The 16,171-nt window shown below is 69.2% G+C and carries 11 protein-coding genes; 3 read left to right on the top strand and 8 right to left on the bottom strand.

The window, feature by feature from the left end:
* Positions 1-724 precede the first annotated feature (724 nt).
* The 3 genes from D7X99_RS06955 to D7X99_RS06945 all read left to right on the top strand — a co-directional run bounded on the left by D7X99_RS06955 (position 725) and on the right by D7X99_RS06945 (position 2,302).
* Positions 725-1,279 carry a hypothetical protein gene (locus D7X99_RS06955; RefSeq protein WP_147476045.1) on the top strand — a complete coding sequence of 185 codons (555 nt, stop codon included), beginning with the start codon at positions 725-727 and terminating at the stop codon, positions 1,277-1,279.
* A 94-nt stretch (positions 1,280-1,373) separates the two neighbouring features.
* Positions 1,374-2,093: a YcnI family protein gene (locus D7X99_RS06950; RefSeq protein WP_121777058.1), complete on the top strand. Its 720-nt coding sequence runs from the start codon at positions 1,374-1,376 to the stop codon at positions 2,091-2,093.
* 8 nt (positions 2,094-2,101) lie between these two features.
* Entirely contained in the window at positions 2,102-2,302 is a 201-nt protein-coding gene (locus tag D7X99_RS06945; RefSeq protein ID WP_121777057.1) for a hypothetical protein, read from the top strand.
* Here D7X99_RS06945 and D7X99_RS06940 read toward each other — a convergent pair.
* The 8 genes from D7X99_RS06940 to xdhC all read right to left on the bottom strand — a co-directional run bounded on the left by D7X99_RS06940 (position 2,296) and on the right by xdhC (position 16,020).
* Positions 2,296-3,552 (bottom strand): hypothetical protein, encoded by a 1,257-nt coding sequence (locus D7X99_RS06940; protein WP_233613168.1) that lies wholly within the window; start codon positions 3,550-3,552, stop codon positions 2,296-2,298. The genes D7X99_RS06945 and D7X99_RS06940 overlap by 7 nt on opposite strands.
* Positions 3,553-3,608: 56 nt before the next feature.
* The gene (locus tag D7X99_RS06935) at positions 3,609-5,345 is read right to left on the bottom strand and encodes a hypothetical protein (protein ID WP_233613166.1); all 1,737 of its coding nucleotides are present in this window, start codon (positions 5,343-5,345) and stop codon (positions 3,609-3,611) included.
* Between the two features lie 488 nt (positions 5,346-5,833).
* Positions 5,834-7,177 carry a hypothetical protein gene (locus tag D7X99_RS06930; protein ID WP_121777055.1) on the bottom strand — a complete coding sequence of 448 codons (1,344 nt, stop codon included), beginning with the start codon at positions 7,175-7,177 and terminating at the stop codon, positions 5,834-5,836.
* Complete coding sequence (locus tag D7X99_RS06925; protein ID WP_233613164.1) at positions 7,174-8,910, bottom strand: hypothetical protein; 1,737 nt, start codon at positions 8,908-8,910, stop codon at positions 7,174-7,176. Before D7X99_RS06925 ends, D7X99_RS06930 begins: the two co-directional genes overlap by 4 nt.
* 334 nt (positions 8,911-9,244) lie before the next feature.
* Positions 9,245-10,393, bottom strand: coding sequence for a methanobactin export MATE transporter MbnM (locus tag D7X99_RS06920; RefSeq protein WP_121777054.1), 1,149 nt, complete (start codon positions 10,391-10,393; stop codon positions 9,245-9,247).
* A gap of 15 nt (positions 10,394-10,408) precedes the next feature.
* On the bottom strand, positions 10,409-11,275 hold the full coding sequence (locus D7X99_RS06915) for an MbnP family copper-binding protein (protein ID WP_121777053.1): 867 nt from the start codon (positions 11,273-11,275) through the stop codon (positions 10,409-10,411).
* A gap of 84 nt (positions 11,276-11,359) precedes the next feature.
* Positions 11,360-15,193, bottom strand: a complete 3,834-nt coding sequence (gene xdhB / locus D7X99_RS06910) for a xanthine dehydrogenase molybdopterin binding subunit (RefSeq protein ID WP_121777052.1) — start codon at positions 15,191-15,193, stop codon at positions 11,360-11,362.
* Positions 15,190-16,020, bottom strand: coding sequence for a xanthine dehydrogenase accessory protein XdhC (xdhC, locus tag D7X99_RS06905; protein WP_121777051.1), 831 nt, complete (start codon positions 16,018-16,020; stop codon positions 15,190-15,192). Before xdhC ends, xdhB begins: the two co-directional genes overlap by 4 nt.
* Positions 16,021-16,171 lie beyond the last annotated feature (151 nt).

Here is a 16,171-nt window from a genome sequence, read left to right as displayed (position 1 = left end):
ACGCAAACTCGGGGACCGGGGAAGAACCGGGCGTGGTTCCAGTGGGCATTGACGCGACTCCTGCGAGGCGGGGGTGTTTCCGTGCACGGAGAGCACGGAGACGCGGATTCAGGGGCCGGGGGGCTGCTGTCTCCCGGCAAGACAGGGATTCAAGAGGTCAGTCGCAATCAGCACCCGCCGTGAAGGGGCGTTGTCTCGCGCATGTATCGCCTGGCGCGGGCGCGAGCAATCCCCCCCACCCACATTGGAGCCTTGCCGGCCGGTGGGCACGGCGGAGAGCTCGTGAATCAGGAGCGGAGCAGGGTGCGAATTTCATGGTGACGGAATTCGGAGAGCGTCTGGGCCGCCCGTCACTTCATCGCGCGAATGGAGGAACATTCAAATGACCCCCAAGGTCGGAAACCCGGGGACCTCCCCTGTTCGCGGGATAGTGCGCGCGGTGTCCGTGTAAACGTGACACATCGGATCATGCGACGGGAACACGCGGAGTGTATGGGTCCGTCTCCCCGCGAGCGTCTTGCCTCGGTGGGATCGCCCGGCTGCTGTCTGTGTCTGGGAATTGCCAGTGAAAATAGGATTCCTTGAATTCGTCTGATGAGTGTTTGAGGAGGATACGGGGTGGGTCCGACATGGCCCTGCGCGGTTTTGCCGCACGGGGGGAGCACTGCGCGCGTGGTAGACGCCGCCCGGGAGTGTGAGAGCCATGCCGGGATGGAGTCGGGACGTGACGGGGTGGACGTGGAAGGCGCTGCTCTTGTGTGGCGCGTTGGGGTGTTCCCCGGAGCCGGGAATGGCGGTGGTGCTGGACGTGGACGTCGACGCGGGCGTGGAGCCGGGGCCCGCGCCGACGACGTGCGCGAGCGGACGCATCTGGACCGAGGCGACGGGTGGCACTGGGGCCACCATGGCGCCTGGCTACGCCTGCCGGAACTGTCACCTGAGGCAGGCGCCCTCCATGGCGTACTTCTTCATGGGCACGGTGTTTCCGTCGCTCCACGAGGCGGACGGATGTGATGCCCGGCTGCAGGAGCCGTCGAACGTGAAGGTGGAGATCCTGGACCTGGAGGATCAGGTGCGGCTCACGCTGGTGCCGAACTCCGCGGGCAACTTCATGTCCACGACGCTCCAGCCGTCCTTCCCGATGCCGTACCGGGCGCGGCTGGTGGGGCCGGATGGCACGTCGCGGATGATGGCCACGCCGCAGAGCAATGGGGACTGCAACAGCTGTCACACCGAGCAGGGCACCCAGAACGCTCCGGGGCGCATCGCGCTGCCGTGAGGATGCCCGGTGCGGACGCTGCGACAAATGACCGCAGCGTCCGCGCCACGGGAGGCTGATATCCAGGATGTTCCTTTCTTCCTGGAGTCCGCCGATGAAGTCATGCCTGGGGCCGCTGTGTGTTGTCGCGGGTTCGCTGCTGTCCTCATCCGCCTTCGCGCACGCGGCGGTGGCGGGTGCCACGCCTCCCCATGCCGGGGCGACCTTCGAGGCTGACATCACGGTGAGCCACGGCTGTGAAGGCGCGGACACGTACAAGATGCGGGTCCAGATTCCGGAGGGCGTCACGAACGTGCGCCCGGTGGACTCCGTGTTCGGCACGGCCGAGGTGGAGAAGGACGCCTCCGGCAACGTGACGGCGGTGACGTGGACGAAGCCCACGGGCAACGTGAAGGCGGCGGACACGCACTTCTTCCACCTGGGGCTGCGCATGAAGCTGCCCTCGAAGCCGTTCACCACGCTGTTCTTCCCCACGACGCAGACGTGCAGCACGCCAGGCGGGGCGCTGACAGTGGTGGAGTGGACGAGCACCGCGGGCGGTGAGCACAGCCACGACGGGGACGCGGGCACGGTGCCTTCGGAGAACCCGGCGCCGTCGCTCTACCTGTTGCCCTCGCGGCTGCCGGGCTGGAACCAGTACACGGTAGGGGAGCACGTGCATGACCTGACCGTGTTCAAGGACGCGCTCATTGTCTGGTCTGGCACGCAGGCGTACAGCTTCAACCCCGTCACGCAGGCGCTCATCGAGAAGGAGTCCGGCGTCACCGCGCTCACGCAGATCCATCCGGGCACGGTCATTTGGGTGAAGTACTAGGAGCGACCATGCGCCACTGGATCTTCGTGTTGTGTGTCGGTGTTCTCGCCGGCTGTTCGGACAAGCCCTCGCCGCCGCCCACGGGGCAGAGCGATGCGGGCACCATCGTGGAGGACGCGGGTACGGCCTCTGGCGTCGAGCGGCCGGGGGCGCTGGAGCGTCCTCCGCTGGAGCGGTTGCCGGATGATCTCAAGCCGCCTGCTCAGTAGCGGGCGTGGCGTTCGGCGACGCGGTAGAGCTGGGTGAGGGAGTGGTCCAACAGCGCCTGCGTGGACCGCATGTAGCGGTGCGCGCGGGCGAAGGGCAGCCACACGCGGTCACCGACTAGGACCTGGGCTTCCATCCATTGCTTGCGTGGGAGCCATTGGCCGCCCAGGTGTTTGACCAGCACTTCGCCCAGGTAGGCACCCACGGCGGGGACGGCGATGGCATCGATGTTGTGCCGCTCGAAGGTGTCCGGGAAGGTCTCCTTCCAGAAGTGGAAGTCGATGTCCGTCAGGGATTCGGGGGACGCCTTGAACACGGAGGGCACCGGCGTGTGGAGCAGCGCCACGAGGCGTTCCGCGAAGGATGCGTACTGCTCGAGGGCGGCTTTCGGGTCGGCCACGTCTGAAGGCAGGGCGGCGTCCAGGGGGAGCCACTCGTCTGGCTCTGGAGGGACGTAGGCGTTGAGCTCCGCGATGCGCCGCTGGCGCTGGGCCAGGGAGGCGTATTCAGGGAGGCGTGAGAGCAGCGCGGCGACGTCCGGAGCGAAGCGGGGTTCGACGGGGGCGAGGGTGGCGCTTCGTTCGCGGAGGGTGGCCATCACGGTGTCGAAGTCCAGGTCTGGCCGGAGATGGACCCACGCGCGGGCCTGGGCGACGCGAGCGGCCTCGCTGGCGAAGTCAGCGGCGGTGGGCCAGGTGACGAGGAGGACGGAGCCGTCCGGGAGTTCTTCGACGCGGTGGGCGGGCGTGGAGCGCATGCGCTCGCGGCCAACGGTGTCCACGAGCTTCGCGCCGAAGACGTTGAGCCAGCAGAGTTCGTAGACCTTGTCGAAGCCGTCCCGGAAGGTCGTCTCGTCGTCTCGGCCGAAATTGGGGAAGTCCGCCAGTTCCTTGTCGGCCAGGCTGTGGGCCGAGGCGTGGGTGACGGGATAGTGGATGGCCCATGCACGGACCATCTCCACGAACGCCTGGCAGCGGGCTTCCTCCGCGAATAGGTCAATCGGGTTGATGTCGATCCATATGCGAAGGCTCGGAGGAAGAGGTGGAAAGCGAAGCAGAATCTCCATGTCCAGCTTGGGCCCCGTCGTGCGGTGGAGTCCGACGGAGGTAGTTCGCTCTTCTCGTGATTCTGTCAGGGCCTTCACAACCGCCGTGCGTGTGTAACGCTGCCGCCGTTTCCCCTGGGTGATGTCCGGCATCCATGGACCTGCACCTGACTCAAGCGCGGTGAGCAGCGGCGCCAATTCACCTATGTGATCCGCGAGTGTGTTGCAGGCTCCATTGAACGAGAGCAGCAGGTTGTCGTCTGTCACTGAATTACGACCTCCACGCCAGCGACGTTGCTAAGGACGGACTCCAACGCGCCTTTGAGCGTGCTTCCCTTGGCGGGTTTCAATCTGCCACCTTCATAGACAAGGCGAACCCTCTGGATTCGCACCGATCCTTCGAGTCCTGGCCGACGGATGTTCACGGTCTCGCCGTAATACTGGACCGCTCCACGCGCGTCCGCCTTCATTTGAGCTGTCAGCTCGCCCAAGCTCAGCAGATGCAGATCGCGGCTCTTGAAGCTGAAGGTCTCCATGCGTGGCGGTTGGCCTGACGGTGGCTTCGTTTCAACGACCAGCACGTCCGCGAAGCGCAGGTCCGATTTCGTCATGCCCACGTGCGTTTCGATGCGGGGCTGATCGAAGTCCTTGAGCCACCGACGCGGTGCCCGCGGCAGTGCCGCATCCGCTCGGAGTTGGGCGACCATGTCTCGCTCGAACATCAGCCCGCGGACGAACTGCCCGCGCAGATCCAGGTATCCCTCCCAACGCAGGGGACCCTTCGCGGGCGTGCCCTGTTCCAGCTCCGCGAGCCTGGCCTCGCGATAGCTCACGTACTCGGCCCAGAGTGGATGCCCTTCGGCTCCAGGCGGTGCCCCCCGCTCGGGTGGATGCTCCTTCAGGAACGACACATCGCGGGACAGCCGTGCTCCCGTGGCCTCCCACTCCACCTGGGCGAGCCGTGCTTCCAGGACCTCCGGTGGTACTCCCGCGAAGTCCTTCGACAGCGCGGCGGCGTCTCCACTTCTGCCGGTGCTCTTCTGTGTAGTGCCCGGGCGTTCGCGGCTTGCCTCCGCCAACAGGGCCTGGGCCTTCGCCGGGTTGCCTCGGGCCTCGTACAGCGCGAGCGCTCCGGCTTCTCCCCACTCGGCGGCGAGGAGGGCACCTTCCCGGCTCGCGCGGAGCTGACGCAGCAACTCCCGGGTGGCGTTCACTCCGAGCTGGTCCTCCAGCCGCTCCACCGCGGCCTTGAGCGCCTCCAGGTCGAAGGGAGGCCGTTCTCCTCGCAGCGCCCGTGCGCCCTTGCCTCCCGCGTACAGCGCGACCATGAGCGCGGCGGGTGCCAGCTCCCGCGTGGCCTGTTCGTACCGGCCCTTCGCCAGCGACGTTGTCCCCTGGGCCGTTCCCGCGAGCAGGTGGAAGAAGCCCATCGGGACGCCGAACGTCAGGTGGTCGAAGCCGCCTCGCACCACGTTGCCCGGTGAGAAGTGCCCCGCCAGCAGGGCCCGCTCCACCGCGTCGAGCGCTTCCTGATACGGCGGCGGCAATTGCGCACGCTTCGCGGAGAACTCCACGTAGCGGGCCCCCGCGCTCACGTCGGTGCTGGACAGCGCGTCCCGTCCCGCGCGGCCCAAACCCCGCAGGACGTCACCGGCCCTCTCTTCCCGCTCCGGATACGCCGTGACCTTCAAGCCCCGGCGCAACAACTCCTCGCGCACGGTGGGCATGCCGCCCAGGGTCTCCCCGAGCTGCTTGTCGCGGGCCAGGTGCTGGAGCAGGTCGCGCAGCTCGTCATCGAAGCTGGTGTGCAGGATGAAGAGGGCGAACACCTCCGCGCGGGGTGGGCCGTACTTCTCGACCACGGAGACGAGGACGGCCGCGCGCTTGCGCTGAAGGACGCCGGAGGACTTCGCGTCCAACGGCCCCAACGCTCCCAGCCGGACGGCATCCCAATCATCAAGGGACTCCACCACCCGGGCCATGTCCACGCCTCGCTGCATGGCCACGAAGGCCGCGGGCGAGGCACAGGCCAGGAAGGGCGCGAGGCGCTGTTCGCTTCGCTCCAGGTCGGGCCAGCCAGGCGGTAGCGACCGACTGCCACAAGCCCATCCCTTGTCGTCACGAGACTCAGCGGAAGCCTTCCGGACCCCTCCAGCCCAGGGGCGCCATGCTGAGCGCGCCGCCGGAGTGCCGTAGCCCCAGGTGCTCCCGTGGGACGGTGACGAAGCACAGCCCGCGATGAGCAGGGCCATGCAGGTCAGCAACGCCCACCGCCGCACGGTGGAGCCCACGAGGAATCGCCATGGCTGAATCACAGCCCGTGACGATCCCTCAAGGGGATTCCACGCGCTACGGGCTCACCGCCCTTGGACTCTGGAGGAGGAGCACGTGCACGACCTGCCCGTGGCTTGGAGGCCGCCGGCACGGGCTTCGGAGTGGAGCGGCCGGGAGCGCTGGAGCAATTGCCGGACGACCTCAAGCCGCCGGCTCAGTAGCGGGCGTGGCGTTCGGCGACGCGATAGAGCTGGGTGAGGGAGTGGTCCAGCAGCGCCTGGGTGGACCGCATGTAGCGGTGCGCGCGGGCGAAGGGCAACCAGACGCGGTCGCCGACACGGACCTGGGCTTCCATCCAGTTCTTGCGTGGGAGCCATTGACCGCCCAGGTGCCGGACCAGCACCTCTCCCAGGTAGGCGCCGATGGCGGGGACCGCGGTGGCATCGATGTTGTGCCGCTCGAAGGTGTCCGGGAAGGTCTCCTTCCAGAAGTGGAAGTCGATGTCCGTCAGGGATTCGGGGGACCCCTTGAAGACGGAGGGCACCGGCGTGTGGAGCAGCGCCACGAGGCGCTCCGCGAAGTATGCGTACTGATCGAGGGCGGCCTTCGGGTCGGCCACGTCTGACGGCAGGGCCGCGTCCAGGGGGAGCCATTCGTCTGGCTCTGGCGGGACGTAGGCATTGAGCTCCGCGATGCGCCGCTGGTGCTGGGCCAGGGATACGTATTCGGGGAGGCGTGAGAGCAGCGCGGCGACGTCCGGAGCGAAGCGGGGCTCGACTGGGGCGAGGATCGCGCTTCGTTCGCGGAGGATGGCCATCACCGTGTCGAAGTCGAGGTCCGGCCGAAGGTGGACCCACGCGTGGGCCTGCGCGACGCGGGCGGCCTCAGTGGCGAAGTCCGCGGCGGTAGGCCAGGTGACGAGGAGGATGGAGCCGTCGGGAAGTTCTTCGACGCGGTGGGCGGGCGTGGATCGCATGCGCTCGCGGCCGACAGTGTCCACGAGCTTCGCGCCGAAGACGTTGAGCCAGCAGACTTCGTAGATCTTATCGAAGCCGTCCTGGTAGGTCGTCTCGTCGTCCCGGCCGAAATTGGGGAAGTCCGCCAGTTCCCTGTCCGCCACGCTGTGAGCCGTCGCGTGTGTGACGGGGTAGTGGATGGCCCAGGTTCGGACCATCTCCACGAGCTCTTTGCAGCTTGATTCCCGCGCGAAGAGGTCGAGCGGATTCACCGTGAGAGAAAGATCCAGGCTGGGTCGTAGTGGCGGAAATCGAAGGTGGAGTGACGTGTCCAGGTCGGGCCCCGTTGTGCGGTAGAGCCCCACGGATGTCGTTCTTTCCTGGCGCGATTCGGCCAGTCCCTTGGCGACGGCCTCTCGTGTGTATTTGCGGCGCCGCACCCCTTCGACGATGTCTGGTATCCACTCGCCAGCGCCTGATTCAAGTGCTTCAAGAAACGGCGCGAGTTCCCGTTCGAGGACGCCGGGGGTGTTGCAGGCGCCATCAAACGAAAGGCGCAGGTAGTCCGCCGCGATGAGCCTAGGGGGGCTTTCCAAAGTCATTGGATTCGGACCTCCACATCCGGGAACTCGTCCCGGAGGAACCTCAGGGGTCTCTTCATGTCGACCATACGCCCAGGCTTGAGATCGCCTCCTTCGTAGATGAGGCGTACCCTGCGGATTCGTGCCGGCCCTTCCAGTCCAGGTCTACGGACGTTCACGGCCTCACCGTAATACCGAAGAGCCGCTCGCGCGTCCGCCCTCATTTGGGCCGTCAGTGCTGCCTCACTGAGGAGATGCAGGTCGCGACTCTTGAAGCTGAAGGTCTCCATGCGTGGCGGTTGGCCTGACGGTGGCTTCGTTTCAACGGCCAGCACGTCCGCGAAGCGCAGGTCCGCTTTCGTCATGCCCACGTGCGTTTCGATGCGGGGTTCCTCGAAGTCCCGGAGCCACCGACGCTGCGCTCGGGGCAATGCCGCGTCCGCCCTGAGGCGGGCGACCATGTCTCGCTCGAACATCAGCCCGCGGACGAACTGCCCGCGCAGATCCAGGTATCCCTCCCAACGCAGGGGACCCTTCGCGGGCGTGCCCTGTTCCAGCTCCGCGAGCCTGGCCTCGCGATAGCTCACGTACTCGGCCCAGAGTGGATGCCCTTCGGCTCCAGGCGGTGCCCCCCGCTCGGGTGGATGCTCCTTCAGGAACGACACATCGCGGGACAGCCGTGCTCCCGTGGCCTCCCACTCCACCTGGGCGAGCCGTGCTTCCAGGACCTCCGGTGGTACTCCCGCGAAGTCCTTCGACAGCGCGGCGGCGTCTCCACTTCTGCCGGTGCTCTTCTGTGTAGTGCCCGGGCGTTCGCGGCTTGCCTCCGCCAACAGGGCCTGGGCCTTCGCCGGGTTGCCTCGGGCCTCGTACAGCGCGAGCGCTCCGGCTTCTCCCCACTCGGCGGCGAGGAGGGCACCTTCCCGGCTCGCGCGGAGCTGACGCAGCAACTCCCGGGTGGCGTTCACTCCGAGCTGGTCCTCCAGCCGCTCCACCGCGGCCTTGAGCGCCTCCAGGTCGAAGGCGGGCCGTTCTCCTCGCAGCGCCCGTGCGCCCTTGCCTCCCGCGTACAGCGCGACCATGAGCGCGGCGGGTGCCAGCTCCCGCGTGGCCTGTTCGTACCGGCCCTTCGCCAGCGACGTTGTCCCCTGGGCCGTTCCCGCGAGCAGGTGGAAGAAGCCCATCGGGACGCCGAACGTCAGGTGGTCGAAGCCGCCTCGCACCACGTTGCCCGGTGAGAAGTGCCCCGCCAGCAGGGCCCGCTCCACCGCGTCGAGCGCTTCCTGATACGGCGGCGGCAATTGCGCACGCTTCGCGGAGAACTCCACGTAGCGGGCCCCCGCGCTCACGTCGGTGCTGGACAGCGCGTCCCGCCCCGCGCGGCCCAAACCCCGCAGGACGTCACCGGCCCTCTCTTCCCGCTCCGGATACGCCGTGACCTTCAAGCCCCGGCGCAACAACTCCTCGCGCACGGTGGGCATGCCGCCCAGGGTCTCCCCGAGCTGCTTGTCGCGGGCCAGGTGCTGGAGCAGGTCGCGCAGCTCGTCATCGAAGCTGGTGTGCAGGATGAAGAGGGCGAACACCTCCGCGCGGGGTGGGCCGTACTTCTCGACCACGGAGACGAGGACGGCCGCGCGCTTGCGCTGAAGGACGCCGGAGGACTTCGCGTCCAACGGCCCCAACGCTCCCAGCCGGACGGCATCCCAATCATCAAGGGACTCCACCACCCGGGCCATGTCCACGCCTCGCTGCATGGCCACGAAGGCCGCGGGCGAGGCACAGGCCAGGAAGGGCGCGAGGCGCTGTTCGCTTCGCTCCAGGTCGGGCCAGCCAGGCGGTAGCGACCGACTGCCACAAGCCCATCCCTTGTCGTCACGAGACTCAGCGGAAGCCTTCCGGACCCCTCCAGCCCAGGGGCGCCATGCTGAGCGCGCCGCCGGAGTGCCGTAGCCCCAGGTGCTCCCGTGGGACGGTGACGAAGCACAGCCCGCGATGAGCAGGGCCATGCAGGTCAGCAACGCCCACCGCCGCACGGTGGAGCCCACGAGGAATCGCCATGGCTGAATCACAGCCCGTGACGATACCGGCTCACGGCACGGTGGCGGGATCCGCGAAGCGCGGGTCGGTCAGGAACGCCGTGTCCGTGAGCGACTCCAGGAACGCGATGACGTCCGCCTTCTCCTCGGGCGTCAGCTCGAAGCCGCGCACGAAGGCGCTCTGCAGGGGGCTCGGTTGTCCGCCGTTCGCCGCCCGTGCTCGGCCTCCCGCCGCGTAGTGGTCCAACACGTCGGAGAGCGTCTCCACGCTGCCGTCGTGCATGTACGGCCCGGTGACGGCCACGTTGCGCAGCGACGGCGCTTTGAAGCGCCCCATGTCATCCGGACGGAACGTGATTTCGAAGAGGCCTGTGTCCCCGGCGGGATACGCGCCCTGGCCGTCTTCGTTGTAGAGCCCCGTGTTGTGGTACGGCAGCACCGGCTCCTTCGTCGCCTCGTGCACGGTCGCGTCCTGGAAGTTGAAGCCGGAGTGGCAGTGGTCGCACTCCAGGCGCTCGGACAGGAACAGCTGCAAGCCCCGCTTCGCCGCGGGACTCAGCGCGTCCACCTCCTTGCCGTACAGATAGCGGTCATACGGCGACGTGCCGGAGATGAGCGAACGCTCGAACGCGGACAACGCCCGCGTCAGCGTGGCCAGCGACACCGGCGTGGCCTCGTTCGGGAACGCCTCCGCGAAACGGGCCGTCAGGTCCGGATCCTCGCGAAGCCGCTCCAGCAACACGTCCTGTTGATCCGCGAAGCCCAGCTCCACCGGCTCCCGCCCGAACAGCGGCACCAGCGCCTGGGCCTCCAGCGTGGTGAGCGCGGAGTTGGCCCAGGTGAGGCTGGTCGCGTACGCCACGTTCGCCAGCCCCTGTCCGTTGCGACGGTGCGCCTGTCCCGTGCTGCCCACCGCGTGCACTCGCCCGTCCGTGAAGGCCCGGGCCTGCTCGTGGCAGGAGCCACAGGACTGCGTGCCGTTCAACGACAGGCGCTTGTCGTAGAAGAGGCGCCGGCCCAGCTGGACCTTCGCCTCCGACATGGGGTTGTCCTCCGGCACGCGCGGCTTGGGGAAGCCCGCTGGCAGCTTCCAGTCGTAGGGCACGGGCTCCTCGGTCGGACCCGAGGGATCCGCGCAGCCCGCGGCCAGCAACGCCACCGTCGCCAGGGCCTTCCACGCCTGTCCTTGTCGTCGTGCCACGTCGGACGTCCTCTCCTACTCGGCCCGGATGAAGGTCTGCGCGGCCGGGTTCGCCGCCTGGCCGCCGAAGGCCAGCCCCAGGGGCTGGAAGAGGGCACCGCAGTCCGTGTCGTTGGGGGACGACATGCAGCCCGCGGCCGTGCCAGGCGCGTTCACGTCCAGGTTGGCGCCCGCGAAGAGCGTGCCCAGGTCCATCACCACCTTGTTCTTCGTCACGTCGAAGCCGTCCAGGTGGAACTCCGGACGGTTGTTGTTCGCGCACCCGGCGGTGCCCTGCGTCTGGCCCTCGGGCGGCGGCGCGCAGGCCGTGCTGCCCAGGTGCAGGACGTGCTGGGGAAGGCCCTGCGTGCGGCCTTCGATGCGCGTGAAGATGAAGCCGCTCTGCCAGCTCCAGTGCAGGCCCGTATCATCCATCGGCGCACCGAGCGTCGTGGGGTCGCCGTGGTTCACGTCCTCCGGCACGCCCACCGTGAAGCGCAGGCCCGTGTAGTCACCCTGGGGTGCCGTGCCCTTGATGGATGCGTTCATCGCCGCCGTGCCTTGCGTGCACAGACCGTCCTTGTTCGCGAAGTCCAGCAGCACCACGCCCGAGTGCTGCCACGTGCCGTCCTCGGTCAGCGTCACGGGCACGTCCTTCCCGTCCCGCGTCACCAGCCGCACGTTGTGGACATACACGCGGAAGTCCATGGGCTCGTAGGTCGTCCCCGTCGTCCCGACGTTCGTGTACGTCTTGCCGCACTCGAAGGACTGCGTGCCCACGCGGGCGACGACAGGCAGGTTCACCGTCAGCAGCTCGGGCGTCTGGGGTTCGTCGTCCCCACAGCCGAGCGCGCCCACGAGGGCCAGCGGAAGGAGGAGGCGGGAGCGGAGCAGGGAGCGCATGGCAATCATCCTTGGAAGGTGCCCCCGTCTAACGCACTGGCTGGGAAAGCTTGCCGTGGCATGTTGCCGCACCCGCCGCCCTGCTCAGGCCACCTCGCGCGTTTCGTCCGGAACCGGGAGCCCCGCGCCCCTCGCCTTGCGCCGCTGGATGGCCAGGAAGAGGGCCTCGTGCGTGGCGGGCGAGGGCAGGTCCACGTCGCCGCCCGGCGCTCCGAAGGCGGCCACCGCGTCGCGCAGCGCCTCCCGCACGGACAGGGCCAGCATCAGCGGCGGCTCGCCCACGGCCTTGCTGCCGTGGATGACGCCCTTCTGCTCGGCCCGCTCCATCAAGGCCACGCGCAGGTCGATGGGCGCGTCGCTGAACGCGGGCACCGCGTAGGTGCTGGCGGAGTGCGTGAGCAGCCGCCCGTTCGCGTCCCACTTCAGCTCCTCGCCGGTGAGCCAGCCCATGCCCTGCACGAAGGCGCCCTCCACCTGACCCCGGTCCAGGCCGGGGTTGAGCGAATCCCCCACGTCCTCCAGCAGGTCCGAGCGCAGCACGCGTTTCATGCCCGTGTCGCCGTCCACCTCCACCTCGCTCACCGCCGCGCCGTAGGCGAAGTAGAGGAACGGCTTGCCCCGGCCCAGGGTCCGGTCGTAGCCGATGCCCGGCGTGCGGTAGTAGCCCGTGACGGACAGGCCCACGCGGTCGCGGTAGGCCTCCTCCACCACGGTCCCGAAGGGCAGCCCCTGGTCCGGCCGCGACGCCGCCGCGATGCGCCCGTCCTCGAACACCAGCGCGTCCGGAGACACCGCCTGCCCGTGCAACTGCACCAGCATGCGGGCGGCCACCGGAGCCAGCCGCTCGCGCACCTGGATGCAGGCCTCGCGCACCGCCGCGCCGTTGAGGTCGGAGCCGCTGGAGGCCGCCGTCGCGGACGTGTTGGGCACCTTGTCCGTCGCCGTGTGCGCCACGCGCACCAGGTCCGCGGGCAGGCCCAGTTCGCGCATGGCCACGCCCTGGATCTTGGTGTGCAACCCCTGGCCCATCTCCGTGCCGCCGTGCGACAGCAGCACGGAGCCGTCGCGGTACACATGCACCAGCGCGCCCGCCTGGTTGAGGAAGGTGGCGGTGAAGGAGATGCCGAACTTCATCGGCGTGATGGCCAGTCCGCGCTTGATGCGGGGGCTGGATGCGTTGAAGGCCTCCAGTTCCGCGCGGCGCTTCGCGAAGTCGGACGACTCCATCAGGTCGTTCCACAGCTTCGGCAGCCGGTTGTCCTCCAGCTCCTGGCCGTAGTGCGTGGTGTTGGTGTCGCCCACGCCGTCGTAGAGGTTGCGCTGGCGCACGGCCTCCGGGGCCAGGCCCAGGGCGGCCGCGATGCGCGCCAGGATGTCCTCCATCACCAGCATGCCCTGCGGACCGCCAAAGCCTCGGAACGCCGTGTTGGAGACCAGGTGCGTCTTCGCCACGCGGCCGGTGTAGCGCACCGACGGCACGAAGTAGCCGTTGTCCAGGTGGAAGAGGGCGCGGTCGGTGATGGACTCGGACAGGTCCAGGGACCAGCCGCCGTTGGACGTGAGGTCCGCCTTGAGCGCGAGCAGCCGGCCCGTGGCGTCGAAGCCCACCTCCCAGGCCGCGTGGAACGGATGGCGCTTGCCCGTGACGACCATGTCCAGGTCGCGGTCCAGCATCCACTTCACCGGCCGGCCCGTGTGCACCGCCGCCAGCGCCACCAGCGCGGCGGGCGCGTTGCCTTGCGTCTCCTTGCCGCCGAAGCCGCCGCCCATGCGCGGCGCCTTCACCACCACGCGGCTGCGTGGCATGTGCAGCACGTGCGAGATGATGGCCTGCACTTCGGATGGGTGCTGCGTGGAGGACGTCACCGTGACGTCGCCGTCGTCGCCCACCTCCGCGAAGGCCGCGTGCGTCTCCAGGTAGAAGTGCTCCTGGCCGCCCATCGTCAGCTCTCCGGCCAGCCGGTTCGGGCTGGAGGCGAGCGCGCTGTCCACGTCGCCCCGGCGGATGATGTGCGGGTCGGTGTGGAAGCTGCCTTGCTTCAGGGCCTCGGTCAGCGTGAGCACGGCGGGCAGGGGCTCGTAGTCCACCACCACCTGGCGCGCGCCCTCGCGGCAGGCCTCGGGCGTCTCGCCGACGACGAGCGCCACCACCTGCGCGTGGAAGAGCACCTCGTCCTTCGCGAGCAGCGGCTCGTCATGGCGGATGGGGCCCGTGTCGTTCATGCCCGGGATGTCCTCCGCGAGCAGCACCTTCACCACGCCGGGCACCTTCAGCGCGGCGCTGGCGTCGCGGCGGAGGATGCGCGCGTGCGCGTGCGGCGACAGCACCGGCCACACCGTCAGCATGGGCTGGCGTTGCGCGAGGTCATCCACGTACTGCGCGCTGCCCGTCACGTGGCCCAGCGCGCTCTCATGGCGCAGCTCTCGGCCCGCGTCCGCCGTGGCGACAGGCGCGCCCGGGGCGAAGCGGGGGCGTCCGTCCAGCGCGGCGCTGCGCTCGCCGGACGCGAACTTCTCCAGCAGGGACACCACCAGCCCGCGCCGGTACTCCGCGCTGCCTCGCAGGTCCGTGAGGGGCGTGAACTCGCGCTCCAGCGTGGCGCGCACGCGGGCCACGGCCTCCGCGTTCCACGGGTGGCCCACGAGCTGGGCCTCCGTCTGCTTCGCCCGCGCCGGGGTGGCCGCGACGCCGCCGTAGCCCAGGCGCGCGGTGCGCACGAGGCCCAGCGCGTCCGTTTCGATGCAGAAGCCCGCCGCGACGATGCTGATGTCCAGCTCGCGGCGCTTGGACACCTTGAAGCTGTCCGAGTGCCGGGTCAGCCCGCTGTCCTTCGCCGGGGCGTGGGGGATGACGACGAAGCGGACCACCTCGTCCGGCTGGAGCGCCGTCTTGCGGTAGGCGAGGAAGAAGTCCGACAGCGCCACCGTCCGCTCGCCGCGCACGGACGCGAGCACCAGCCGGGCGTCCAGCGCGAGCAGCACCGGCGCCGTGTCCCCGATGGGCGAGGCCGTCACCAGGTTGCCCGCGAGCGTGGCGCGGTGGCGGATCTGCCGCGAGGCGAAGACGTTGAGCATCTTCGCCAGCTCCGGCACCTCGTGGCCCAGCGCGTCCTCCACGTCCACCAGCGACGCGGCGCCGCCCACGTACCAGCCGTCCTCCTCGCGGCGGATGGCGCGCAGGGCCTCCACGCCTTCCGTCGAGATGAGGAACGGGTAGCGGCGGGACTTCTTGGTGATGTCCACGCCCAGCTCGGTGGCGCCGGCCACGAGCATCGCCTCCGGGTGCAGGGCTCGCAGCGCGAGCAGGTCCTCCCACGTGGTGGGGCGCAGGAACAGGCCGTCGCGCGCCTCGTAGCGCAGGGGCGGGGTGGGGGAGGGCGGCCCCTCCAGCGAGACGCCGGGAAGCCCGGGGCCCGCGCCCTTCGCGTCGCGGGTGGCGAGCGCGTCCACCATCGCGTCGCGGATGGGGCGGTAGCCGGTACAGCGGCAGATGTTGCCGCAGAGCTGATCCGCGATGGCCTCCGGAGAGCCCGCGTCCTTGCGACAGTACGCCTCCACCATGGAGACGACGAAGCCCGGCGTGCAGAAGCCGCACTGCGAGCCGTAGTGCTTCACCATGGCCTGCTGCACGGGGTGGGGCGCGGCGCGGCTGCCCACGCCCTCCACGGTGACGAGCTCGCGCCCGGCCGCCATGGGCAACAGCGCGATGCAGCTGTTGAACGCGCGCAGCGTCTTCTGGCCGCTCACGCCCCGGTCCACCATGGCCACGGTGCACGCGCCGCAGTCGCCCTCGGCGCAGCCCTGCTTCGTGCCCGTCAGTCCGCGCGCACGCAGGTAATCCAGCAGGGTGGTGTTGGGCGACGCGTCGTCGACCTGGACCGTCTGGCCGTTGAGCCGGAATTCGAAGGGGGTGCTCATTCCCCCGAGGATAGCAGGGGCGCGGGCGCTGGCTGAGCGCCTGCTTCCTGGGCCAGGCCCGAAGCCAGTCCATGGTGGAGCTGGAGCAGCCCGGCGGCGATGCTCACGGCCACTTCTTGCGGTGACTTTCCCCCGGTGGGCAGCCCCATGGGGCACTGGACGCGGCCCACCTGCCGGGCGGGCATCCCCTTCGCCTCCAGCCTCTGCCGGAAGCGGGCCCACTTCGTGTCACTGCCAATGAGCCCGATATAGCGGGCCGGCTTCTGGATGGCGAAGGCGATGATGTCCTGATCCACGTCGTGCCGGTGCGTCATCACCGCCACGTAGGTGCGCTGCTCGTCCCAGACCGCGCGCGACGCGAAGTCGTCCCAGGCCTCCTCGTGGCGCACCACGCCAGCGGGCACCTGCGGGGACTGGACCCACTCGGCGCGCTCGTCCACCAGGTGCACGCGAAAGGGGGTGCCCTCCAGGATGCGGCACAGCGCCTGTCCCACGTGGCCGGCGCCGAAGAGGTACAGCTGGGGCCCGTGGTTGACGGGCTCGACGAAGACGTCCACGACTCCTCCACAGCACTGGCCCAGCTTCGCGCCCAGCGGATAACGGAACGTGCGCGCCTCGCCCCTGGCCAGGCACGCGCGGGCGTCCTGGAGGACCAACTGCTCCAGGTGGCCGCCGCCGATGGTGCCGTGGAAGGTGCCGTCCGCGCGCACCAGCAGCTTCGCGCCAGGGGGCGCGGGCGTGCTGCCCTTGCACTCCGTCACCGTCACGACGGCGAACGGCGTGTCCTCGCGTGCCCACTCCGCCAGCTGGTGAACCCAGTTCCACATGCCGCCGGTGAGTCTGCCACGGCCGCCATCCCGGTGGAGCTTCTCCGGACGCCTGCCGTGGAGGCGAGGAGGCCGGCGCTCGTTGCCGGGCCGGGGAGGCGCACCACCTTTGCGCCAGTCGATTCCCGTTCACCGGAACCAAGGAGATGAC

It is taken from the genome of Corallococcus sp. AB032C, assembly GCF_003668935.1.
Classification (GTDB): Bacteria; Myxococcota; Myxococcia; order Myxococcales; family Myxococcaceae; genus Corallococcus; species Corallococcus exiguus.
Note: the sequence above shows the minus strand (reverse complement) of the source record. Positions and strands in the feature narration are given on the sequence as shown.